27 protein-coding genes are annotated in these 24250 nt (G+C 46.2%); all 27 read right to left on the bottom strand.

Features of this window, described 5'->3' with window-relative positions:
- Window positions 1-39 precede the first annotated feature (39 nt).
- The gene (locus DW819_RS10440) at window positions 40-1314 is read right to left on the bottom strand and encodes a glucosaminidase domain-containing protein (protein WP_118733228.1); all 1275 of its coding nucleotides are present in this window, start codon (window positions 1312-1314) and stop codon (window positions 40-42) included.
- On the bottom strand, window positions 1307-1726 hold the full coding sequence (locus tag DW819_RS10435; RefSeq protein ID WP_118733227.1) for a phage holin family protein: 420 nt from the start codon (window positions 1724-1726) through the stop codon (window positions 1307-1309). The genes DW819_RS10440 and DW819_RS10435 overlap by 8 nt, the downstream gene beginning before the upstream one ends.
- Window positions 1727-1802: 76 nt before the next feature.
- Window positions 1803-3221, bottom strand: a complete 1419-nt coding sequence (locus tag DW819_RS10430; protein WP_243025794.1) for a hypothetical protein — start codon at window positions 3219-3221, stop codon at window positions 1803-1805.
- A 2-nt stretch (window positions 3222-3223) separates the two neighbouring features.
- Window positions 3224-4333 (bottom strand): hypothetical protein, encoded by a 1110-nt coding sequence (locus tag DW819_RS10425; protein WP_118733226.1) that lies wholly within the window; start codon window positions 4331-4333, stop codon window positions 3224-3226.
- Window positions 4326-6239: a hypothetical protein gene (locus tag DW819_RS10420; RefSeq protein ID WP_243025792.1), complete on the bottom strand. Its 1914-nt coding sequence runs from the start codon at window positions 6237-6239 to the stop codon at window positions 4326-4328. The genes DW819_RS10425 and DW819_RS10420 overlap by 8 nt, the downstream gene beginning before the upstream one ends.
- 318 nt (window positions 6240-6557) lie before the next feature.
- Window positions 6558-6920, bottom strand: coding sequence for a hypothetical protein (locus DW819_RS10415; protein ID WP_118733224.1), 363 nt, complete (start codon window positions 6918-6920; stop codon window positions 6558-6560).
- A gap of 2 nt (window positions 6921-6922) precedes the next feature.
- Window positions 6923-9853, bottom strand: a complete 2931-nt coding sequence (locus DW819_RS10410) for a phage tail tape measure protein (protein ID WP_118733223.1) — start codon at window positions 9851-9853, stop codon at window positions 6923-6925.
- A gap of 101 nt (window positions 9854-9954) precedes the next feature.
- A complete protein-coding gene (locus tag DW819_RS10405; protein WP_118733222.1) occupies window positions 9955-10371 on the bottom strand; it encodes a hypothetical protein in 417 nt (138 codons plus the stop codon).
- Window positions 10372-10421: 50 nt separating this feature from the next.
- A complete protein-coding gene (locus tag DW819_RS10400) occupies window positions 10422-10838 on the bottom strand; it encodes a YjdF family protein (RefSeq protein ID WP_118733221.1) in 417 nt (138 codons plus the stop codon).
- Between the two features lie 401 nt (window positions 10839-11239).
- Window positions 11240-11617 (bottom strand): hypothetical protein, encoded by a 378-nt coding sequence (locus DW819_RS10395; protein ID WP_118524431.1) that lies wholly within the window; start codon window positions 11615-11617, stop codon window positions 11240-11242.
- Between the two features lie 13 nt (window positions 11618-11630).
- The gene (locus DW819_RS10390; RefSeq protein ID WP_117682654.1) at window positions 11631-12242 is read right to left on the bottom strand and encodes a major tail protein; all 612 of its coding nucleotides are present in this window, start codon (window positions 12240-12242) and stop codon (window positions 11631-11633) included.
- Window positions 12243-12245: 3 nt separating this feature from the next.
- Window positions 12246-12563, bottom strand: coding sequence for a hypothetical protein (locus tag DW819_RS10385; protein WP_118733220.1), 318 nt, complete (start codon window positions 12561-12563; stop codon window positions 12246-12248).
- Entirely contained in the window at window positions 12560-12943 is a 384-nt protein-coding gene (locus DW819_RS10380; RefSeq protein WP_118733219.1) for an HK97 gp10 family phage protein, read from the bottom strand. The genes DW819_RS10385 and DW819_RS10380 overlap by 4 nt, the downstream gene beginning before the upstream one ends.
- A 4-nt stretch (window positions 12944-12947) precedes the next feature.
- A complete protein-coding gene (locus tag DW819_RS10375; RefSeq protein WP_118733218.1) occupies window positions 12948-13277 on the bottom strand; it encodes a phage head closure protein in 330 nt (109 codons plus the stop codon).
- Entirely contained in the window at window positions 13277-13552 is a 276-nt protein-coding gene (locus tag DW819_RS10370) for a head-tail connector protein (protein ID WP_118733217.1), read from the bottom strand. The genes DW819_RS10375 and DW819_RS10370 overlap by 1 nt, the downstream gene beginning before the upstream one ends.
- A gap of 9 nt (window positions 13553-13561) precedes the next feature.
- A complete protein-coding gene (locus tag DW819_RS10365) occupies window positions 13562-14770 on the bottom strand; it encodes a phage major capsid protein (RefSeq protein ID WP_008117772.1) in 1209 nt (402 codons plus the stop codon).
- Between the two features lie 13 nt (window positions 14771-14783).
- On the bottom strand, window positions 14784-15593 hold the full coding sequence (locus DW819_RS10360; RefSeq protein WP_118733216.1) for a head maturation protease, ClpP-related: 810 nt from the start codon (window positions 15591-15593) through the stop codon (window positions 14784-14786).
- Complete coding sequence (locus DW819_RS10355; RefSeq protein ID WP_118733215.1) at window positions 15590-16888, bottom strand: phage portal protein; 1299 nt, start codon at window positions 16886-16888, stop codon at window positions 15590-15592. Before DW819_RS10355 ends, DW819_RS10360 begins: the two co-directional genes overlap by 4 nt.
- Window positions 16889-16961: 73 nt before the next feature.
- Window positions 16962-17450, bottom strand: a complete 489-nt coding sequence (locus tag DW819_RS10350; protein ID WP_118137957.1) for a hypothetical protein — start codon at window positions 17448-17450, stop codon at window positions 16962-16964.
- A gap of 131 nt (window positions 17451-17581) precedes the next feature.
- A complete protein-coding gene (locus DW819_RS10345) occupies window positions 17582-19129 on the bottom strand; it encodes a terminase TerL endonuclease subunit (protein WP_118733214.1) in 1548 nt (515 codons plus the stop codon).
- The gene (locus DW819_RS10340; RefSeq protein ID WP_118733213.1) at window positions 19129-19608 is read right to left on the bottom strand and encodes a phage terminase small subunit P27 family; all 480 of its coding nucleotides are present in this window, start codon (window positions 19606-19608) and stop codon (window positions 19129-19131) included. The genes DW819_RS10345 and DW819_RS10340 overlap by 1 nt, the downstream gene beginning before the upstream one ends.
- A gap of 71 nt (window positions 19609-19679) precedes the next feature.
- Window positions 19680-20036, bottom strand: a complete 357-nt coding sequence (locus tag DW819_RS10335; RefSeq protein WP_118733212.1) for a hypothetical protein — start codon at window positions 20034-20036, stop codon at window positions 19680-19682.
- A 133-nt stretch (window positions 20037-20169) separates the two neighbouring features.
- Window positions 20170-20391 carry a DUF4314 domain-containing protein gene (locus DW819_RS10330; RefSeq protein WP_118733211.1) on the bottom strand — a complete coding sequence of 74 codons (222 nt, stop codon included), beginning with the start codon at window positions 20389-20391 and terminating at the stop codon, window positions 20170-20172.
- The gene (locus DW819_RS10325; RefSeq protein ID WP_243025790.1) at window positions 20379-21161 is read right to left on the bottom strand and encodes a hypothetical protein; all 783 of its coding nucleotides are present in this window, start codon (window positions 21159-21161) and stop codon (window positions 20379-20381) included. The genes DW819_RS10330 and DW819_RS10325 overlap by 13 nt, the downstream gene beginning before the upstream one ends.
- A gap of 96 nt (window positions 21162-21257) precedes the next feature.
- The gene (gene dcm, locus DW819_RS10320; RefSeq protein WP_347560197.1) at window positions 21258-22517 is read right to left on the bottom strand and encodes a DNA (cytosine-5-)-methyltransferase; all 1260 of its coding nucleotides are present in this window, start codon (window positions 22515-22517) and stop codon (window positions 21258-21260) included.
- A complete protein-coding gene (locus tag DW819_RS10315) occupies window positions 22504-23760 on the bottom strand; it encodes a site-specific DNA-methyltransferase (protein ID WP_118733208.1) in 1257 nt (418 codons plus the stop codon). Before DW819_RS10315 ends, dcm begins: the two co-directional genes overlap by 14 nt.
- Window positions 23741-24196: a hypothetical protein gene (locus DW819_RS10310; RefSeq protein ID WP_004843272.1), complete on the bottom strand. Its 456-nt coding sequence runs from the start codon at window positions 24194-24196 to the stop codon at window positions 23741-23743. The genes DW819_RS10315 and DW819_RS10310 overlap by 20 nt, the downstream gene beginning before the upstream one ends.
- Between the last annotated feature and the right edge of the window lie 54 nt (window positions 24197-24250).

Here is a 24250-nt window from a genome sequence, read left to right as displayed (position 1 = left end):
AATATGGCTGACAGCCATTACTGACCATCAGCCATATCCTTATTTCAGGAGTTCATTTACCCTTTTCTGTACTGCGGAATAATCATATCCGGCAGAAGTGATCCTCTTCTTTCTATCAGCACCATTTCCCCACTTGCCCTGGATGACTTCATGGGCAACCGCATCAATTGATTTCTGATTGGATGTACCTTTTGCAAGCTGGTTGACTTTTGCCTGTACGGCAGCATAGTCATATCCGGCAGCTTTCAGACGGTTCTTGCGTTCTTCTCCATTGCCCCATTTTCCTGCCAGGACTTCTATTGCCACCTCTTCCACACTCTTCTCAGCTGTGGACGGTACGGGTGTTACTGTTGCTGCATCGTACTTTGGAGCAGCATATCCCCGGATATATCCCCATCCGACAGGGATCACACGCCTTGCCACTGCTTCTCCCTTATTTCCTTCAATGACTGTAATATTACGACCTGACACGGATTCAACATATCCGATATGGTCTGCATATCCGTCATTCGGCTGTGTGGATCTGTCCCAGTTATATGCGATCACATACCCAGGCTTTGGTGTGATCGTGCCGTCCTCGATCCAGATTCCTTTCTGCTTAAAGATCTCAATGTGCTTTTCCACACCGCACTCCCTGCCGATAAGTTCTTCACACCCTGCCTTAACTGCTGCGGCAGATACACAGGTGTCACACCACTCATCACTGTATTTCACGGCATACCCTCTCGGCAGTGGTTTTGTACTGTTATACAGGTCAATGATTTCTTTGAATCTTCCGTTGGATTCATTAAATCCGAGCCATCCCCTCATCACGTTTAATACGCTCTCTGCTGTCTTTCCCATCGTTTTCTTTTCTCCTTCATCATATTTTGTCAGACCGTACTGGCGGATAAGTTTCATGCAGTTTTCCACGTAGGAAGACGATGTTGCATAGCCGTCAGCACGGATAGTCTCAAGGTACTTCTCAGGATCCGTGATTCCTTTCAGGTTCCGGTAACGGGGCAGCTGGATAAACTCGAAATAACCTTTGATCCCCTCTTCCATCGAATCGTATACACGGAAATTGTCACTGATCGTTGTAAGCGTTCCCGGTGTATACTCTTCCTGTGTTTCCATGTTTACAGACTTTCCAGTCCATCTGCTGCCACACTTCAATCCGAAATAATTGTGGTACTGGGACGAGAGTTTACTCCCGCCCCAGCCGGATTCCAGGACTGCCTGTGCGATCACGGGGGAATGTACCAGAATGTCGTATGCTGCTGCATACTTCTGCACATACCTTGCAACACTGGAAATAAATTCATTCTTAGTCATCTTCTCCCTCACTTTCCGAACGGTCATGTAACTGTTCCAAAACCTCTTTGATCTTCTCCGGCACCGGAAGTCCCAGATGGGATGCATTCTCCAACAGGCTCATACCCTCGTTTGAAATGTAAAAGAAGATCACTGCGGTTCTCAGCACGCTGCCTGTCCCAACCACGTGGATATCCAGAATGTTTGCAATACCCACCAGTAAAAAGATCAGTACCTTACGGCAGATTCCCCTAAAACCGACTGCACTTGACAACTTCCGGTCATTTACTGCACACATGACACCCGTAATGTAGTCAATGACCGCAAATGCGATCAGGGCATAGAGCAGACCGTCACAGCCCCCTAAAAAATAACCAAGCCATCCGCCTACTGCTGCAAACATGAACTGTACTGCATTCCAAAATTCCTTCATTGTCTTGTCCTCCTTCTAAATTTTTGTATGAAAAAAGCAGCCGCCCGTAATGGGAAGCTGCCTGATTCCGAAATTGCTATTCTTTTGTTTCCGTCAGAGTATAGGTGATCTTCATCGTCTTATCTGCAGTCTTGATAACGGGTGATGCCAGATTATTGATGGTTGCAAGATACGGTGTGTATAAAAATAATTCTTTATAATTGCAGTATCTGTTGTGATTGTATACCCACTCCCTGAGCATGTAGGTCTTATATCTTGCCATCTGGTGTATTCCCCATGCACAATAACTCTGGTATCCGATGCTGCCTATCTTCTGTGCTGGATGCCCGTCTTCAAAATACCATCCGTTGATCACGATATCATCATCCACAATATAGCTGGATTCATTACTGCCGTTGTAGGTATAATCCGTGACCCTTTCAATATTGGCAACATTTGTGGTATCCAGACGGTACAGCTTGTTGTTATCACTTGATACACACATCATCCACTTCCCACTCATGCCGATACTGTAAAAATCACTCACACCGGACGGCGCTTCTATCTTTTGTGTCGAACACTTGCCCTTTTCGATCTTATCCATATAGAACTCATAGCTGACATAATCGAACTGTTCCGTATCACGATATGTGCGTGAATATTTCTGGTTGGTCTTTCTTGCAATCCCATACCAGCATCCATCCGCACCATGAAAGAAATGGTTTCTTATATTTGTATTATCCTCATATGGAATATCATAATCCCCCTTTGAGGGAGAACCTATCCTGTGTATCCAGTAGGGATAATGCCCAAGGTCTATCTCCGTTACCTCGGATGCATCAAAGGCTTCCTGTGATATCAGATTTTCCACGAGCCCTGCGTGAAGATACTCCTCCGGCACTTTCTTCAGCAGTGCCTTTTCCGAGTTATTTCTCGCTATCATCTCCATGCGGTAACCTTCCCTGATATAAGTCCTTTTATTCTGCCTGTAGCTTTCTTCACTATATGAATCGTTCTGTGAGGAAAAAGTCCCAAGCCGTACCAGATAATTATTTCCATTCTCCTGTCCTATCCCGGCTATCCTGTTCGTGAGTGCTATTGCTGATATCGTTCCGTTTGCCTGTGAAGTAGCAAAATCCCAGACGAACTTATACCCTCCATCGATTCTCTTGCTCTCCGTTAAGTTCCTGCTGCCCCTTCTGACATCCGTTGTATTGTTTGCATCACTGGATGCATAGCCGATAAGGGGATTTGAAAACGGGGCATACAGATTATCGACCCTTTCTTCCAAAGGCTCCTGATAAAGCAGGATACCGCCCGTAAGTTTATCCACGATCGGCAGCATCCATTTTTCACCGCTCTGCCCGTCAAATGATGTGTTATCATAAAGCATGCCTAAAATATTGGAATTAAGGATGGCATTGACTGCATCCGTGACAAGGTTGGTATCCTCGTGCACTTCTTTTTTACCCGTATTAACGTCCGTAAGTTCTATTACACTTTTTCCTTTTAACATTGCTATTCCTCCGTATTCAAAAAGTCTGTTATCACATTTGTGATAAAACCGTCAGCCCCACTCAGGACAAATCGGTATTTTATCGTTCCCGTGGTTGCTTTCTCTGCCCACGCATCAGAACTGACCGCTTCAATGGCTGCCCTGGACATCCCGGAAGATTCCTCCGTAAATTTCACCCATTTATTATTTACATAGCCAAGCCACGTTTTCCCCCTGTCAAATGATACGGCAAACAGGCATTTCTCATCACAATCACAAGTCACCTTTTCTATTCCGAGAATGCTTGCATCCGACATATCAATATCTTCGGAATAAATGACCTGTGGTTTCGGCACACCCTTATAACTGATCTTCATATCCGGGAATCTGTTATGGGAATCATGCCAGTAAAGTACGGACGGATTTTTCAGCCCAAGAAGTACATTTCCATCCGGCAGATCTGGAACGCCATACATCTCAAACAATTCTGCTGTCAGTTCCGTTTCCTCAAGAGGTGTAAGTGCATCATCTGTGATGGTATAAAGCATCCCCTCTCCGTCCTTAAACAAATACCTTCGGTTATACGGATCTAAAAAGACAGGAGGATCATCCGACAGTTCATACTCATTTCCTACATCGTCCTGATGAAGGAATGTTACCGTTTTTCCTTTTGCGATCTGGAACGGTATATTTTTTGATTTTGTGTAAAGACCGCACTCTCCAATGCTTGAGGAAGAAGCCGGGACTTCAACAAAATAAAGGACAATATCCCTGGTATCAAAAAACAGTGCATCCCATATAAGTCTGGTCGATGCGTTATTATTTCCGTGGGCACTATAGCCTTCCCATCTGATACGCAGGAATTTATAGTGTTCTAACAGAGTGCCCTCTTCCCTTTTCAGCGTATACAGATCGGCATCCCTCCGGCTTATCTTAAGCTGCTCAGAATTCTGGCCGATGCCTATCCACGAATTACCGCTGACATAAAAACTTGCAGCCGTTGTTTCCCGGAACCTGAACCAGTCCACACCTGTTACCGTATCTGTACCATCATCATTTAAACGGTTATCTCTAAGAACCGTCATATTTTCTGTTGTTTCAAATATATCTTCCAACATGACATAATCAGCCATTATGCACCTCCAGTATCTCTATTTCATCGAACTTATCAAAGCCTGGGTCAAAGACCGCAACCGTTCCCTTATCCAGTTCTTCCACAATGCCTGTCAGTTTCTCTTTATAATCCGTCACAAGGACCAGATGCCCCGCTGCGAGCTTTGTGTAATGATTTGTTCCAAGCCTGTCTGCTTTGACCTTATGCTTATTTACAAACGGTGCTGTTTCAAACTGCAGTATTCTGATCTCCGTCAGTTCCTGAAAAGATTCTGTATTGACCGTAAGGCTGACTGCCCTTCCCCTGTCCATAACGATAGGAGCACCGCCGGACAGGGAGTATTCCTTCCGGAGCAGGAACTGCTTATCGTCCTCCACATAAGTTCTCCGGTATTCCATCTTATCTTTATCTGCTGTTTCGACCACATCCCTTACAATCGGTACAAAGAAGGAAATGTTATCATAAAACTCCGGCACCATGAGACCCGTCATCCTGATAGAATCAACAGGCTGTGTAATACCCGTTTTCTTCGGTGTGATAAATGCAGCCACCGCCTTGTCATTGATCCTATTTGTAGGAAGCCCAGAAAGTTCAACCATCTTGATTTCTTCATCAACCGTGATCCTTCCATCCCATCTTTCCTGCGCACCAAGCCCCTGACCGGATATGGTTGCCATTGCATTCTGAGGTTCGATCGTTGCTGTTCCGTCCGTAAGTTCTATCAGTACTTCAAAGGTGTGAAGTTCGTTTGCCTTCATTTCTATGATCGGATAATACAGATTCAGCAGATGCTTTCCGCTGAACCATGTCTCTGATGGATGAAACTGTTCCACTTCTTTCCCGTCAAGGACATAATAGACTTTCAGAAGGGTCTTTCCATCGTCCGTCCAGTTGACCGGGATCGAAATTACTTTGCTTTCTTCCCCAATCTCTATTGTTGTTTCTGCATCCGCCTTTCTGCTTACTGCATTGGATCTTACATCCAGTATGACTTCTGCATGAAATTCCGCATTCGTCTCATCCCCGGATGCAAACTCTATATTAATGATGGAAGTTTTCTCAGCTCCTGCGTTTATCTTCAGGGCATTCACATAAGTGTATATGCTGAGTTTATTCTCATTCATGGAACTCTGAAGACCAGCAATATTCTTATCATTCTTGCTCTTTGCTCCCGCAAGTCTCGGATTTTTTCCAACACACTTTATTTTTTGCTTACCGTTTATCTTTGTTTCAATGGATGTGATGGCAGACCTTTTTGTTTCGTCAGCATGACCGCCCGTGAACTTGATGACATCACCAAGGTCAAGAGCCGGGTCACCGATGGTATCCGAATCAAACGGCACATAATTTACCACTGTGACCGCTGATAAAATATTATTTATGATCCGCTTGCGCTTCTCTTCCAGACCAAACTGCAGTAACGGGTTCACCCCCAGATTCATTGTCAGTCCGTCATCCGGCTTTACCGAATAATATTCTGCAATATCCGTCTTTTTGTTTGTGGAACTGACAGCCGTATACCTTATCACAAAATCTGAAAATGTGCTCGAAAACCTGTGTCTGCTGTCCACTGTCTTGTTATCGGTAATTCCATATGGGATGAGCCTTAACTTTCCTTCACGGTCTATCGTGGAAAAGCATCCGAGTGCCTGTGCCAGATAATATAGGAAATCCCTCCATGTCTCGATATCATTCTCCTGGTAGATACCGAGCAGTTCTGTTCCATTTGTAAGCGCTTCTATCTCTTCTTTTGTCTGTGCCAGTTCTACATGACACGCTTTGGAAAGTAAGGATAGAAAATCATAAGGGAATGCACTGGACAGACCCTTATCAAAATTCTTATCCAGATTCAGCATTGCATCATATGCCTTTAGCTCCAGTGTCTTTATCTTCCTGTTCGCCTCGGCAATATAGAAGATCCCCATCGGGACTTCCTCATATGTTCCAGCCCCTGCTTTCAGATGGAATGAGAGCGTTATAGACGCATCTTCCAGACTGTATCTGTCAATATCTGAAAAGAGGGATATTCCAAGTTCTGCTGCATACACGGATCCAAGTTCGATCTCTGACGAACCGGAACACTGTCTGCTGATATAACCGGAACCTTTCACAATGTCTTTATTTCCAAATGTATATTTTTTGCCCGCCTTAGTCGTGATCGCCCCCGTCCAAAAGAATGAACGTGATGACTCACTAATGGCTTTCTGATATTCTTTTGAAACCGGGTACATATAACCACTCCTCTAATACTCATTTAATGTAAAGGACACCGTCCACAATCCTTTGTAGCTGGTGTCCTTTTCCAACTTTGCCTTAAATCCTGTAATATACATTTCCGTGTTTTTCAGTTCCAGTTCTTCCGTATCAAAATACTTCACGGCAATTTTAGGTTTCTTACTGTATGCCGTCAGTATCTTTAACCACCTGCGTGAAACGGAAAAAGAAACTGCAATGGAAATAACTCCTGTCCTTACCACATCCCTCTGTGTTGTTCCTGCTTCCGTCTCCCCGGATGAATCCGCCTCTACGTCAGAAATGTCAAGGTCATAGGAATCCGGCAGAGGAAGGTCCTGTTCATCAAATTTTAAATACTGTATAAATGCCATGTTTATCTTCCCCCGCTTCTAAGATTTGCCCTCTGCTGTGCCGTTACGATCACCTCATCGAGCATTGTCCCTCCAAGGTATACAGGGATCACGATATCCTCGGGATCGCCCTTCATATCTTTAACTGCAGACGTGATGGCTGACAGCATACTGGAAATTCCGCTGTCCGGCTGTCCGGAAGTCTGCACTCCCGCAGCTGACTCCATTCCGCTTACATTCGGACTGATTATCATATCCTGCGATACCCCTTCGATTGCCTTTGCCACCATGCCTTTGCTCTTTTCGATTCCCTTTGCAATTCCTCCCATAAAGTCCGGCATCCATGATTCATAATCCGTAAGTGGTCCTTCATCCGGTACGGAGAAATGAAGGAACGACCTGATCTTATTTGCCACGGAACTTACGGCATCACCGACTGCACCGATGCAGCTCCTGATTCCGTTTACGATTCCCATGATAAGATCCTTACCCCAGGTAAATGCCTGTGAAGCAAGTCCCGTGATATGGCCCTTCACATTGGAAAAACCTGTCTTTACTGCATTCAGGACATTTCCCATCGCACCTTTCACCGCATTTACGATTCCATTGAATACAGAACTCACAGCATTCTTAATTGCTCCAAGTACCGTGGAAACTGTGGATTTGATAGTATTCCATATGGTGGAGATCGTGCTCTTTATCGTATTCATAATGGTGGTAATGGAGTTCTTGACCGCAGTAAAATTCCCTGTGATCAGTCCCTTGATCCCGCTTACCACGGCACTGATGATGGTCTTGATGGCATTCCATACCGTGCTAAAGATCGTTTTTATCGCATTCAGCACGGTTGTAATGACCGTTTTTATCGTATTCCATACTGTTGTTATCACAGTCTGGATAATGGTCAGGACTGTCTGGATGATTGTTTTGTAGATATTGAAGTACGTTGTCACCAGTGTTTTTATTACATTGAAAACTGTAGTAAATACACCCTTGATAGCTTCCCAGATGGTCGTGATGACCGTCTTTATCACATTGAAAACCGTTTCAATGATCGTCTTATACAGATTGAAATAAGTCGTTACCAGGGTCTTTATCACTTCAAACACGGTCGAGAAGATAGTCTTGATGCCTTCCCACACCTGCGAAAAGAATTCCTTGATTGCATTCCATACCGTGATTGCAACCTGTTTTACATTCTCCCAGAGGTCGATCCAGAACTGACGGAATCCGTCACAGTTATTCCAGAGATAAATAAAAGCAGCCACAAGAGCTGCAATGGCTGCGATAATAAGTACGATTGGATTTGCGAGCATCGTTGTATTCAGTGCTGCAAAAGCCCCCTTCACCGTATTGATGACTCCGGCGATCTTCGGTACAACCGTCATGATCGTACCGACTGCGGATATGACCTTTCCGATCACGATAAGTACAGGACCAAGTGCTGCCGCCAGAAGAGCTATCATAACGACCGTCTTCTTCGTGCCCTCGCTCAGTCCATTCAACCAGTCCACAAATTTCTGCACCCATCCCACAATCTGTTTGATGGCCGGCATCAGAAGTTCACCAAAAGATATCGCTAGGCCTTCCAGTGCAGATTTTAAAATAGTAATCTGTCCCTGTAAGTTATCAAGCTGTGTATCTGCCATCTGCTGTGCAGCACCACCACTGGCAGTGATCTTCTGCTGGAGGTCATCCCATGTGCTTCCTGTATTAGCAAGCAGTGCATTTACGGAAGACAGGTCCGTCTTGTTAAAGATCGTGCCTATGATGTTGGACTTCTCTGCTGATGTCATTCCGTCCATGCTCTTATTCAAGTCACCAAGGATATCATTCATTGACCGCATGTTTCCTTCGGAATCATATACGGAAATGCCCAGTGCTTCCATCTGGGCAGCTGCCTTATCCGTAGGATTCTGTAGTGACAGAATAATGTTACGCAGATGCGTACCACCTTCTGCCCCCTTGATACCATTATTGGCAAGGATACCAAGTGCGGTATTGAGTTCTGCCGTACCGCCCTTGATGGATTTGGCTGTCGCACCAATGGTAAGGATTCCCTCGCCCAGCTGTGCAACCGATGTATTCGTGGTAGATGCGGTCTTTGCCATCTGGTCAACCATCGTTTCTGCCTCGTCCACACCCATACCAAGTGCGGACATTGCATCCGTTACCATGTCTGAAGCATCCGCAAGGGCAATATCCCCGGCAGCTGCCAGGTTAAGTACAGTCGGCAGTGTATTACACATCTGCTCCGTGTCATATCCGGCAAGAGCCAGATAATTTAATGCCTCGGCACACTCGGATGCAGAGAAGGCTGTTTCTGCCCCCATCTTCTTTGCCAGCTTGGAAAGGGTATCCATTGTATTTACGGATTGTCCGTTTACCTTAGACATGGAATCTTTTGTGATTCCCATAGTAGCCTGTACCTGTGACATGGAAGATTCAAAGTTTGCTGCCGTTGTTACGGATGCCGTACCAAGTGCAGTCACCCCGGCTGTTACCGGAAGTAGTTTCTGTCCGGCAGAAGAAATGTTATCCCCGACCGTCTTTAACTTCTCACCTGTTGCTGCGATCTTCTGCACTGCCGTTGCGGACTGGTTCGCCTGTGTTTCCAGATTCTTTAAGTCCTGCTCAGTTTCTACAATCTCCCTCTGAAGGGCATCGTACTGCTCCTTTGAGATCTCGCCATTGGCAAGTGCCGTATTTGCCTGTTCTGCTGCGGTCTTTAAGGTAGCCAGTTTCTCTTTTGTTTCGCTGACCGCTTCTGCAAGCAGCTTATGCTTCTGTGCCAGAAGCTCCGTATTGCCCGGATCAAGTTTCAACAGCTTGTTCACATCCTTAAGCTGCGACTGGGTGGACTTGATCTGTCCGTTCACACCCTTCAGGGCGTTCTGCAGTTTGGTTGTATCACCACCGATTTCAACGGTAATACCCTGAATACGGCTTGCCATGCCTCTCACCTCCTCCTAAAAATGGGTACAAAAAAAGGAGCATCTCTGCTCCGTAACAAAAGAAAAACACCTGCCATTTCTGACAGATGTTCTATGTAATATTAATCTTCTTCTAAAATCAGTCCCGCTATATCAGCCAAGTGCTGTGTCATTTCAAATTTCTCTTCACAGTTATCACCATAACCATAGCAGCACGTGATTTTCTTATTTTCAGGCCATACCTCTTTCAGAATGCCTGTGCGGAGCGCATTGCTTAAAACACCATGCTTTCTCCATTTTCTTAAAACATACCAATGAAGATCAATCCTTCCGCACCTCAATATGATAGCCTGTTTTTCTCCGTTTTCTGCAATGATAAGAAACTCATATTCATCAGTGACATATCCGTATGTACCATCACCATGACTGCACCGTTGTCTCACGGGTCTTCTGCTATAATAAATATAATTTTCTATGAGTTCCTCGCACTCATCCAGATTTATCTGTTGAAGAATATATTTTAACTGCTCATCTTTCAATCTTATTCTCCCCCCCTCAAACTATAATTTGAGCAAAAGCCCAAGGGACTTTAATGCCCCTTATGCTTTTCTCTTTTCTTTTGCTGCTTCAACTCAAGCATTCGCTGTTCTTCCGCCTCTTTTTTCTTGCGGTTTCTCTCTTTACGCTCCTGTTTGTTCTGTTCTTGCTGTAATTTCAATGCCTGCTGCGATTTTGTTCCGATGCCTGTTTCTATTGTCTGCCTTTTTGCTTCTCGCTGCATTCGTTTCGGATTTCTTTTCATATCCTTTACAACAGTTTCAACAGCCGGACTGAATTTCAAACTGAAATAGTATTTTTTAATATATTCCTGAACTTCATAATCTTTTGGTTCTGCACCAAATGTTACCTTCGCTACAGATAGTCTGCCATCTTCAATACGCTCAAATACGCCTACCCAAAATGGTTCTTCAAAAAACACCGTCAGTTTTCCACTTGCTTTGTCCATAAGAATCCCTCCTAAAATTGATTGAACAAAGAATGGACAACCCGGAGGGGCAGGTTACTTACCCTATTTACATAGGACGGCTGGGCTACCTACCAGCTCTAATACATTTTTAATGTACATTGCGTTTTTATCTTTGTATTTATAATCAAGCCATATGGCACGATTAACTTAATTTTGTAACTGAGAATCCCTCAGTCGTTTTCTGCTGATAAGTATAACAGAAAACGACTGTATTCTCAATCAGAAACGGTCGAAGTCCTCCTGTGTTGCAAGCTCGGCATACTTATAGTCATCGTTCCGGCTCTCACTGTACATATCATTGATAAGCCCTATCGACAGCAATTCAAGGTCTGCCATTGACAAACCTAACTGTACACATCGAAGCAGAAACAGCGGTGTTGTCATTTCACGCTCTGTTGGACGAAGTTTTTTTTAGCTTCTACATCTGTTTTTACATTCAGTCCCCACAGTTCGATCAGCTGTGGCAGAACCTGATAAATTGAAAATGTATTGAAATTATCAAGCCATTCCTCCGGTGTATCCGGGATAGATGGATCTGCATGCTTTGCCATAATAAAAGCAATGTTCTCAAACATCTCAAGGGAAAACATATCAAGGTTTGATGATTCCTCTTTTCCGTCACCGATGCTCTTTTCAAGTAATGCCAGGTCTTTATAAATATCCCTCTGGAATTTTAATCTGTAGATTCTTGGAATGGCTGCACTCGCCTTGAATGCAACCATCTGTCCGTCAATTTCTATATCCTTTCTGATACCCATGTCTTAGTCCTCCTTATGATACACTCTTGGTTGATTTTGCTGACTGCTGCTCTGCCGGGGAAGCTGCCGGAAGATATACGCTCTTATACCAGTTATTGTAAACAGTCTCAGTTGTAGAATCTCCCGTTTTTGCCTTGACATATCCGTCTGCCATAGGTCTTGCCTTGATGGTCAGTGTTTCCGTCTGCACTTCCTTATCTTCCTCATTCGTCTTTGACTCAATGGTCGGACGGGATGCGGAACAGTTATAAAGCACATGGCGGATCTTGCGGATATCCCCGTCAAACTCAAACAGGAGTGCAAAACTGCCTGTCTCGGAATTTGCATTCTCCACAAGCACCTTATTGGCATCCTGCTCCTCTTTTAAGATATCCGTGCGGAATGATTCAGGGATCATGGCAAGTTCAAGGTCACCATCGTATCCCTGGTTGTTATTGATCACGTAATATTCAATACCATCTGCATAGAATGACTCCGGCTCTCCTGTCGGATCCATGCTGATGGATACCGCACCAGGCATCGGTACGGGTGTTCCAAAGCTGACCGTACCTTCCTCTGCAACCGTAATCGGTGCGTAATGCACGTTGCAGATATTAAATTTGACTTTATTCTTTTTATTCGCCATCTTCTATACCTCCATCTGATAAAGCACCTCATACAGATTTTCAGATTCGATCCATACTTCGCTTTTTTCATAAAAAATACCATGCCCGTCAAGCACGGCTTCTGTCTGCTGTTCCAGTTCTATATTTTTTATATCCGTGTAGATTTCTATGTTCAGACGGTCTGCCTTAAAATAGACTTTCCCGTCTGCAGAGAAATTGTTGCTTCCCGGATATAGGAATACCGCAAAGGGCGGATCAGGGGATTCCCCTTCCGCAAAGTGATGATAGGCATATGGAAGTCCGATTTCTTCCATCACTGCCATGACTTCTTCATGCGTCACGAACGTAACCCCCTCTCTATCTTCTGCACTAGCTCCCTGTTTCCCTTTTCTTCAGCCGGGGCAATATGCTCCCTTCCGGCTACCCTGCCCCCGCCGCGTTTTGCATGACCATGTTCCAGGAGATGGGCGATCTGGTATCTGTCCTTAGAATGGACCGTCATGGTAAGGAAATTACTGCTCTCTGCTGTTTTTTTGACCGCCCAACTCTTCTTATACCTTCCTGTCCGTTTTGGGGCATTTGCCTGTATATCCTTTTTCACGTTCTTGGATACATCCTTTACCGCCTCCTTGACGGTATCCGTGGCAAGGTCTGCATATTCCTTCAGCCCATCCATGATCGCATCCGCCAGACCGTCAACGGTCGTACTTCTCTCTGCCATCTCCTCACCTCTTTGCCAGGGCAGCCCTGATCTTCAATGTCTTATTCTTATACTGCACGTTGTCAACAAATGTAATATTATAAAGTCTTCCACGGAAAACTATGCGGTAATGCTCCGTATCAAGTCCTGACACCTCACTGCAGTATCTGATAATAAAATCCAGTTCTGTTTCCGCATTGACCTGTTTTGCTTCCCAGTACTCCTTACCGGAAAGATTATTCACATAGGAATAACATTTATAATGGTCACTCCATACAAGGGTATGGTTTCCTGTTTTATCCGTCTTCGTGCTGCTTTTCTGTATCATGATCCGTTCACGCATGAGTTCTATCATCAGAATATCTCCTTCCTGATTCCAAAAAACAGATACTTCAGTGTTTCCGTCATTGTCTTATGGTCTGCTTCTTCCCGATGCTCATATAGGTAGGCAACAACATACAGTTCTGCAGTACGGACAACAGATTCATACTCTTTGAGTTCTTCCGGGGTTTGTCTTGTCACGTCTAAGATCAGGCAGTCGGATGTATCCATCAGACGGAGGATGAGTTCATCCTCGTCTGACGAATCGACCCTGAGATACCCTTTGGCTTCCTCAAGCGTTACGAACATCCTGCCACCCTACTTTCCGGCAGCCTTGATATCAAGTGTCTTGACTGCCTCGGAAAGGATCAGCTTGCCGTCCACACGCTCGGAAGCAAGGAATCCGACCTGTCCGGTTGTAGCATAAAGCTCATTCAGTCTCTTGAAACTTCTGCCCTGGCGGTCTGCGATCCAGTAGTAACTGTAATCACCGAATGCCATGACACGGTTTCCGGCTGCAAGTTCCGGTACATAGATGGATGTGCGGTAAGGACGGTTTAAGATTTTATCAGGCTCTCCTTCCCTTACGGACGGCTGCCAGATATAATTTCCGTTTCCGTCCTTCAGCTTTCTGATTGCCTTTACGGTCGAATCATTCAAAAGCCATACTGCCTTGTTACGGTAGGGGGCACGGAGGGAATAGTAAAGATCCATGACATCATCAAACGTAATGGATGTTCCGGTAGATGTCACGCCTGTCTCAGCACCGCCTGTGGCATTGAAGATTCCGGTAGGCTTACCCTTGCCGTCACCGATAAAGAATGCCTCTTCTTCCTTTGTACCGATCCTTCTTCCAAACTCCCTTGAGATGTACTGCTCGATATTGAACACACTGTCATTTAAGAGTTCATCGGACACCTTGATCATGGTTGCCAGCTTAAAGGCACTGATAGTTGTCTGCCCGAAGCTGTCATCAGATTCCGGGAACTGACCGCCCTCATCGATCCATGCAGCCTCACCCTTGGATGTAACGATTGGGATCTTACGGTCACCGCTCGATGTCTTGATGACGGTTGCAAGGTTACGGAAGAATACCTCCTCTTCCAGTGCTTCCACCAGTTTCTTCTCGTACTCATCCGGTACAAGATAACCGCCCTCGGAATCCGTGCCGATGGTAAGGGCATTCTGTACTTCATAGGACAGCACCTTGTTTCTCATGCCGTTCCAAAACGCTTTTCTGTACTCATCGGTTGCCCTTCCGGTCTTTGTGTCACCGCCAGTCTTTGCATCCGGCTTGTTGGTGATCGGTGTGCTTGTTGCCTTTGAAAGTTCTGCATCGATGGCAGCCTGTCTTTCCAGTCTCTCGATCTCCTTTCCGAGATTTACGACATCGTTTTCCATCTTATCGTAGGTTGCTGCGTCCTCAGCGGACACAAATCCTTCCTGTGTTCTCTTGGCATCGAGGAATGCCTTTGCTGCTTCCCATGCCTTTGCTCTTTTTTCTCTTAATTCTAAAATCTTACTCATCTTGAAATCCTCCTTAATGTGTTAAAAGACTCAGTCTTTTTTCTAACTGGCTGACTGGTATCATGGCATCCACACGGGATACCCTGGAAAGGAACGATTCATTCATCGCCTTTGTGGAATACATCATGGAATCCTGCTGGAACGGGAACTTCTTTTTCTTGTCCTTATCCTTGTCTTCCTTTTCTTTTCCTTCCTCTCCATCACCGCCTTCCTCCGGTTCTTTTTCCGGCTTTTCAGGCTTTTTCTTCTCTTCATCCGTCTCACCGGAAGAAAAGAGTATCTTATCCGCAAATCCAAGCTCCACTGCCTTCTTTGCATTGAACCAGGTCTCATCATCCATCATATGGGAGAGCCTTGCACGGGTAAGCCCCGTCTTGAATTCATAGGCATTTAAGATTGATTCCTTGACCTCATTCAACATAGCGATTGCTTTTTGCATATCCCTTGTCTCGCCCATTGCCATGGTCGCAGGATTGTGGATCATCATCATTGCAACAGGGGATACACAGACCGTGTCTCCTGCCATTGCGATCACGGATGCTGCCGAAGCTGCAATGCCGTCTATCTTGACTGTCACGCTTCCCTTATAATCACGGAGCATGTTGTAGATCTGTGCTGCCGCGAACACATCACCGCCCGGAGAATTGATCCACACCGTGATATTTCCGTTTCCGACATTCAGTTCATCCTTGAAAAGCTGCGGTGTCACTTCATCCCCATACCATGTTTCATCCGAGATCATGCCATTTAAAAAGAGCGTCCTTTCCATGTCAGGCACGCTCTCATCTTCATTCTTTATCCAGTTCCAAAACTTCCGCTTCATCGTTTACCTCTCTTTCCGCTGTTTTCCTGTGCCGGAGCGTTCTGCTGCCCCGTATCCGTCTTTGCAAAGGCTCCAGCATCCGCAAGTTTGGTCATTGCACCGTTTATCAGATACAGGTTTCCCCCTTCCTCATCCGGGATTGGGTTCATGTTTTCCATCTCACGGATGTCATTGGCAGAAAACCATCCGTTCTGTCTTCCGACTGCATAGCCGTTCATCCTCGACTGGTAATCCCCACGGAGCAGACCGTCCACATTCAGCTTGATAAAATACTTTCCTTTTTCACCAGGCAGAAGGAGCGATCTCTGTAAGGACTGCTCCCATCTGATCACCCACGGATCAAGTGTGTATTTAACGAACTCCAAGGACTGCTGTTCGATATTGGAAAAGCTCGACTTATCAAGGTCACCGACCATATGTGGCGGTATCCTGTACAGTCTTGCAATCTCATTGATCTGGAATTTCCTTGTTTCAAGGAACTGTGCTTCTTCCGGCGGGATGCCTATCTGCTGGTACTTCATTCCTTCCTCAAGCACTGCGATCTTGTGTGCGTTACTCACGCCCCTGTACACGGAGTTCCAGGACTCCCTCACCTTTGACGGGTCTTTCAGGACACCCGGATGCTCCAGGACACCGCCCGGATTTGCCCCGTTTGCAAAGAAACTAGCCCCGTATTCCTCACAGGCAAGCGTCATGCCGACAGCGTTCTTTGCCATCGCAATCGGAGAATATCCGATCAGTCCGTCAAACCCAAGTCCGGGGATATGAAGCACATCTTCGGCTTTCAGTTTGATATTTCCATATTCCTTGAACATGGGGTTCTCATCACTGTTTCTGGAATACACATAATAGATGTTTCCTTTGTCATCCCTCTGCACCTCCATCTTGTCCGGAAGGAGCGGATACAGTCCAAGCACCCTTCCTGCCCCGTCCCTTATGATCTGGGCATAAGCATTTCCCCATATTAAAAGATGACTCATTAGTGTTTCCCTGAACACAAATGAAGTCATCTCCGGGTTCGGCTCATCATGGAGCAGATAATATAACGGATGGTCATACACCAGCTTCTTGCCTCCGTCATCCTGATACTCATATACATGAAGTGGTAAGGATGCGACTGCTTCTGCCAGTATCCTCACACAGGCATACACTGCCGTGGTCTGCATTGCAGTTCTTTCATTGACAGGTTTTCCACTTGTTGTCCTTCCAAACAAAAACGAATATCCTGCATCTGCTGCCTTATCCACAGGCTTATCCCTTGCCTGTCCGAATCCGAATAAACTCTTAATTCCCATATAGCACCTCCTAAAAATGTGCATGAAAAAAGACACCTCCTGAGGAAGTGCCTTATTTTTCTACTTTAATATATTATCTGACTGGCGTGATCTCAATGCCGTACTGTTCTGCGATTGTCAGGATATTTCCAATATTTGCGATTCCCCACTGTGTACATACCACACATGGCTGGGTCCTCGTCTGGATCTGTTCTTCAGGATTCGCAAAAAATCTGGTTTTATAATCCGAACAGTTTTTCTCTACATCACTCAGCGTCCTTACTACCCCAAGTGAGCCCTGAAGGCTTTTATCAAATGCACCGATCAGCTCAGATGCTGAAATATCAGGATGCATTTCCATATACTTCTGGACCACGGCAAGCACAAGTCTGTTTTTTGCATACCTTTTTCCGTCCAGCATATACTTGGTCGTATCCCTTCCACTGCTGCTGACAACAGGTTCATTTTCTTCCGGTGTGATTTCCTGTGCTGCAGAAGTCCTTTCTTCTTTCAGTTTTTTCACTTCATCCTCCAGTGCGGATACCCTGTCGAGCAGTTCTAATATGATTCTGTCATAATTCATAGATTTGTCCTCCTTCTTATTTATCTCTCGTTTTCTATTTATCTATGAATTAGTTATATCATGTTATTTAGATAATGTCAATAGATAATTTATTTTCTATAATTATCTTTAATTATCATTTATTATCTATTTTAAAGAACAAGAATACCACGGTCATCGTATACGCTTCCGTCACTGCCTTCATTCCTAATTGCACGGTCAAGCGCCATAACGGTTGCTACGGCCCCGTCAATCTTCTCTGTGGATTTTTCCTTATCCATTTTGATATTTCCTGCCGGATCCTGACGGACAAACACGTTATCCATCATCCAACGCAGCACCTTATGTCCGCCATGTGCGATCCGCTCTTCCAATGTCAGCTTCATCAGTTCCTTTGTCGGTGGACTCATATCCTTATACCCCTGTCCGAACGGGACAACAGTGAATCCCATGCCTTCAAGGTTCTGCACCATCTGGACTGCTCCCCATCGGTCAAATGCGATTTCCTTAATATGAAACTTCGTGCCAAGTTCATCAATGAACTGCTCGATAAATCCATAATGGATGACATTTCCTTCCGTGGTCTTTAAGCACCCTTCGGCTGCCCAGACATCATAAGGAACATGATCCCTTCGGACACGCAGTCTCATGTTATCCTCCGGTATCCAAAAGTACGGAAGGATCACATATTTCTCCGTATCATTCCTTGGCGGGAACACAAGCACGAATGCCGTGATATCCGTGGAACTTGAAAGGTCGAGTCCGCCATAGCATTCCCTTCCGAGAAGCTCCTCCTCATTCACGGCAAAAGAACAGGCATCCCACTTATCCATCTGCATCCACCTGGTGCTCTGTTTCACCCACTGATTCAAACGGAGCTGCCGGAATACGTTCTCCTCTGCTGCATTCTCTTTTGCACTGATATATGCATTCTGCACTTTTTCAATGTCAATCGTGTATCCGAGTGACGGATTTGCCTTATACCACACATCCTCACTAGACCAGTCATCCTCATCGGATGCCCCGTAAATCACAGGATAAAATGTCGGATCTATCTTTCTTCCCTCTATGATATCCAGAGCCTTCTGGTGCTGTTCAAAACACACGGAATTCCGGTCTGTCCCGGCTGTCGTGATCAGGAAGAACAACGGCTGTGTCCTGGCATCACCGGAACCCTTGGTCATGACGTCGAACAATTCCCTGTTCGGCTGTGCGTGCAGCTCATCAAAGATGACCGCATGGACGTTCAGTCCATGCTTTGTGTATGCCTCTGCCGACAGCACCTGGTAGAAGCTGTTGGTTGGTTTATATACAAGCCTTTTTACGGACATGACAGGCTTGATCCTTTTCTTCAGTGCCGGACACTGGTCCACCATATCCACCGCAACATCAAATACGATGGAAGCCTGCTGCCTGTCAGAAGCACAGCCGTAAACCTCTGCTCCCCATTCACCATCACCGCATGTCATATACAGTGCAATGGCAGCCGCCAGCTCCGATTTTCCGTTTTTCTTTGGTATCTCACAGTAACAGGTATTGTACTGCCTGTATCCGTTTTCCTTTACCGTCCCATAAAGGGTACGGATGATCTCGTCCTGCCACGGGAGAAGTTCAAACGGAACTCCCCGCCACCTTCCTTTGGTGTGTTTCAGGCAGTTTATGAAATTGACCGCATGGTCTGCTTTTGCCTTGTCAAACATTATCCTGCACCGCCTTTCACAAGCAGAAGCTCCATTTCATCGTTCTGCTTATCCTCACCGCTGTCCGTGGAGATACGGCTTCTTGCAGACGGGGTCAGACCGAACTGCTCACAGAACTTATTCATGATCTTCAGATAGGTCTGGGCAATGGACACTTGCGGTACCTGCTGCCAGTATCCGCTCGGGGTCTTTACGATGGTCCCGTGCTGTGTAATGAACTCCTCTGCCTCTTTCCATCTCGCATATGCCTGACAGTATCCTGCGAATGCTGCCATATCGATCTCAGTAAGGATTCCCAGATGCTCCAACTGTTTTGCCATCCGCTTCCATTCCTTCTTTGCTTCATCCTCAAGCCATGCCGGACAGCGCGGGGCCTTTTTCTCAGGCTTTGGTTCGCCCGTATTAAGGCTTCTCTTGCCCGGATTGCCCTCAAGCACCTTTACTGCCGTAGGCTTTGGTTTTCTTCCTCTCTGCGCCACTGTCCTCACCTCCCCGCAAATGGCATAATAAAAAGACCTCCGAAGAGGCCTTCCGATTTGTGTGTTTATTCTTAAAGTGTCATTCTGATTGCCGGAATTCTTGCCTTCTTTCCTGTTTTCCAATCCGAGTATGTTGCATTCACCTCGGTAAGCCCTGCCATCCTGATGCCCTCCTTTTCAAATGCTGCGAGGGTTTCGATCAGGCTTGAAAATGTACTGCTTATCGTAAATTCGCTGATGCCGTTTTCCTTTAAAGCCTTTACAATTTCCGGAATGTCGTAATCCCAGATGACTCCGTTGAAATCAATGTTATCGTTTCCTGTTTCCTGGCAGTCTCTGTATGCTGCAAACAATGTGCTGTTGATCCCGTAATCCTTAAGGCTTCCTCCCTCGTTCATGGCTTTTTCAAAAATCTCAATCTTCTTCATGGTCTTGTACCTCCGCTTTTTCTTTGTTTTCCCTTTCGGTAGGTACATATTCGCTCTAAAACACACATATATCCAGTTATATATGCGCCATAAACTGCACAAACATCAGCCGGAAAAACTGTGTATATTATGACTATATTTTACGCCATTCATCCACTCCGTAGATCATCGCAAGAGAGCCGTGTCCTTCCCATACTGTGTGGAGCTGTCCTGCATCATCCACAAACTCTACCGTTCCGATGGTTCCTGACGTGATCTTTCGGTAGGGATCATCAAGACGGATAAGCTCCACCCTGGTTCCCGAAGGATATTCCTTTCTCAGTCTCTCAAGTGTCTGTCTGCTTACTCCGAACATACCGTTGACCCCCTTTCTGCCCTGCGGTTGGCTTTCCATTTTTCCGCATCTTCCGGAGTCCGGAATGCCGTATGACCTTTCAGCCCCTTAAGGAAGAAGGACCTTGTTTCCTTTCCTTCGCTCCCTCCAAATCCGATGGATACCAACCATGCCCTCATGTAATATTTTTCATTCTCTTCAATGGTCTGTTTCGGATTCACACGTTTCTGTTCCGATGCTTTCTTTACCATTGCCGATGCAAGTCTGCAGTATTCCATCATGCCATCGGTATGTGGAAATCCCGTGAACTCAATATTCCCGTCTGCAAAGGTAACACCGCTGCATCCGCCCTGCTCCGTAATGAACCCTGCTGCCGACTCCGTATCTTCAAAGTTACTTTCGGCAAGGGCATTTATAAGGCTGTCTGCTATGGAAATGCACTCCCTTCCGACTGCCCTGTTGATAAGGTACTGTTTGGAATGCATCATGTTTATCAGGTTGATGATGCCCTGCGGTGTCATGCTGCCGATTGGTATTTTGATTTCCGCTTCCGGTTCTTCCGTCTGTGTTTCCTGTGTCTCTTCTGCCACGTCATTCTGGAAAAGCACCCTTCTCACCTCGTCTTCCATGCTGTCATCTTCAAGTATGACCTTTGCGTCCCTGTCCACCGTGATGCTTCCGATGCGGTATGCAAAGGATGGCGGTCCAAGGTATTCTGACCTCTGTCCGAAATGTCCGGATAAGGCTTTTACTAATTCTTTCCTGTTCTCAGCGTTTGTAATAATTTCCATTCCGCTGCTCTCCTTTCCTTTTGGTAGTACCATATATCACTCTGAATGCCCGTATAGTCAAGCAGATAATGGTACTTTCCAAAAGAAAATGTAATGTCAGCTTCTGGACTCCGGAAGTGACATCGCAACCGCATAAGCGACCGTTGCGGTGACTGCATTTCCGGCCTGTTTATAAAGCTGTGCATCGGAGTTGACGGCAGAGGCACGGTCAAAAAGCTCATCAGAAAATCCCTGTAAGCGGAAGCACTCCCTCGGAGTCAGCCGTCTGATGCGGCCGCCCCTCATGAGCGTTCCCATCTGCCCGGAACAGTCCAGTGTCTGGGAGCATCCTTTTCCGACCCGTCCCCTTCTTGTCTCACTGTCCGGGTAGGCAAGGTTGATACCGTCCCCTTCCCGTGCCACTTCATATCCTGCCTTCGTGGCATTTTTCACTTTGACGGAATCCACCTTTTCACAGACATACACACCGTGCCTGTCCTGTGAGGTCAGGGTGAACATCGGCTCTCCGTCCTCTTTCATCCTTCTTCCGTTCTGCCGTTTCTCCATCCGCTCCGGTGTAAGCACCGGGTGGACTTCCAGCACGGCTGAGTTCATGGCGGTATGGTTGGTCATCCCGGCTGTGTACCTCGCTGTCAGGCATCTTGCCGTATCCGTGATCTTCGGATCATGGTTGCTCTGGTCGATGAAGTAAAGCCCTGTCTTGGCCCCGACACCGCCCGCATTCCCCACAAGGGTTGCCGAAATGCCGTCCGTCCCATAAACACGGTAGCCCTGCATGCCTCCTATAAGTTGGTTAAGAGCTGCTGCGTTTTCTCCGGTGAGAGGTAATATTTCTCGTCTACCTCTGCTTCTAAGATTTGCGATAATGAACACACGCTCACGGTTCTGCGGGACTCCGAAGTTTTTTGAGTTAAGCACCTGCCACCGACAGTCATACCCTGCTTCGTCCATTTCAAACAGAACTGAGGCAAAATCGAATCCTGCATTGATCGATAACAGGTTCTTAACGTTCTCAACAAGTAGGTATGAGGGTTTAGCACTTTCCTCTTTGCCTTTGAGGAGGTCAATAATGTTGTAATATATTCCACTTCTTTTTCCGACCAGTCCCCGCTGTTTTCCGGCAACGGAGATGTCCTGGCATGGGAATCCGAAGCACCAGATGTCTGCATAGGGGACATCTCCGGGTTTGAGTTTTGTGACATCATGAGCTTTCCACTCTCCTTCCGTATCATACATTGCCTCATACGAGGCTCTTGCAAATTTATCATATTCACAGTACCCGATGCATTTATGGCCGGCAGTTTCAAGACCGAGCCTGAAGCCGCCGATGCCGGAACATAGATCAAGGAAGGTCATCTGTTTCATTATACTGCCCTCCCCTGCATAATTGCTGATATGAAATTTTCATATCGTCACGGATGACAAATACATCCGCATCCGAACCGCACTGTTCAATGTAGCGGTTTACGATCACATCCACAAACTTCTCATCCAGTTCGATGCCGTAGCAGATACGGTGTGTCTGCTCACAGGCGATCAGCGTAGAGCCGGAAGCAAGGAACGGATCAAGCACGATGCAGTTGCTCATGCAGGAATTCTGGATCGGATATGCCATAAGCGCCACAGGCTTCATGGTCGGATGGTCCTTGCTTGCCTTCGGACGGTCATATTCCCAGATGGTGGTCTGCTTCCTGTCGGAATACCACTGGTGCTTCCCGCCTTTCTTCCATCCGAACAAACACGGCTCGTGCTGCCACTGGTACGGGCTTCTTCCAAGGACCAGTGCGTTCTTCTTCCAGATGCAGCACCCGGAAAGGTAAAATCCGGCATCCTTGAATGCCTTTCTGAAATTCAGCCCCTCTGTATCCGCATGGAATACATAAATGGAAGCATCCTGTTCCATTGACTGCTCCATATTTACAAATGCAGCAAACAGGAACTTATAGAAATCCTCATCTGGCATGTTGTCGTTTTTGATCTTGCCGGCCGTCTCCTCAACATTTACATTGTATGGCGGATCCGTCAGGACAAGATTTGCCTTCTGTCCATCCATCAGCTTATCGTAAGTTTCTGGCAGAATGGAATCACCGCAGATGACACGGTGCTTTCCAAGCAGCCATACATCTCCTGTCTTTGCCACGGTCGGCTTTGCAAGCTCCGCTTCCACATCGAAATCATCCTCCGTGATCTTCTTATCATGCACGGAATTAAAAAGCTGTTCGATCTCCGGCGGTTCAAAACCCGTGATGCCGACATCGAAATCCGAATCCTCAAGGTCTTTGATAAGGTCAGCCAGGAGTTCCTTGTTCCATTCGCCCGTAATTTTATTGAGCGCTACATTGAGTGCCTTCTCCTTGGTCTTGTCGATATCGACCACGATACATTCCACTTCCGTGTATCCGAGGTCTGCAAGGACCGTGGCTCTCTGGTGTCCTCCGATAATGGTCATGTCTGAGTTGATAATGATCGGCTCGACATACCCGAACTCCTTAATGGAGTTCTTGATTTTTTCATATTCCTTATCACCCGGTTTTAACTTCTTCCTCGGATTATAGGAAGCCGGGATAAGGTCTGCTATTTTATAACTCTGAAACTGCATCTTCCATATCCTCCTCTGCCAAAAATCTGTGCCGGAAATAACATTCACGGCCGCAGTATTTTCTGTTCTTGTTTCCATAGGAAATGAAAGGCTTCCCGCACTGCTCACATACAAGCGTGTAGGAAGCCTTCTCGCTTTTCTTCACTGCTTCCGGGTGTGCCTTCCACCATTCCCTTCTGCATTTTTCACAGCAGAACCTTCTCGGTCTGCCAGTCTTCGGCTGCGTGATCGGATTACCGCAGAAGTGGCACACCTCTTTACCGTCCACCATGAGTTTCATATTTTTTGAAACCACCGTGGCGTATCCGGCAAGGTTATGTCTCTTGCAGTAATTCCTTACGATGTCACGGGACAGTCCGATTGCCATTCCGATGGCTTTATAGCCCATCCCCTTCATCCGCATCTCATTGATCTGCTTTGCCTGTGCGTCCGTCATCCTTTCCACTCTCCTTCCGGCACACAAAAAAAGACCGGAAAAACAATGTTTTTA

Origin of the sequence: Clostridium sp. AM33-3, from assembly GCF_003480315.1 — a bacterium.
Lineage (GTDB): Bacteria > Bacillota > Clostridia > Lachnospirales > Lachnospiraceae > Brotaphodocola.
The sequence above is the reverse complement of the archived record's forward strand: the minus strand, read 5'-3'. Positions and strand labels throughout refer to the sequence as shown.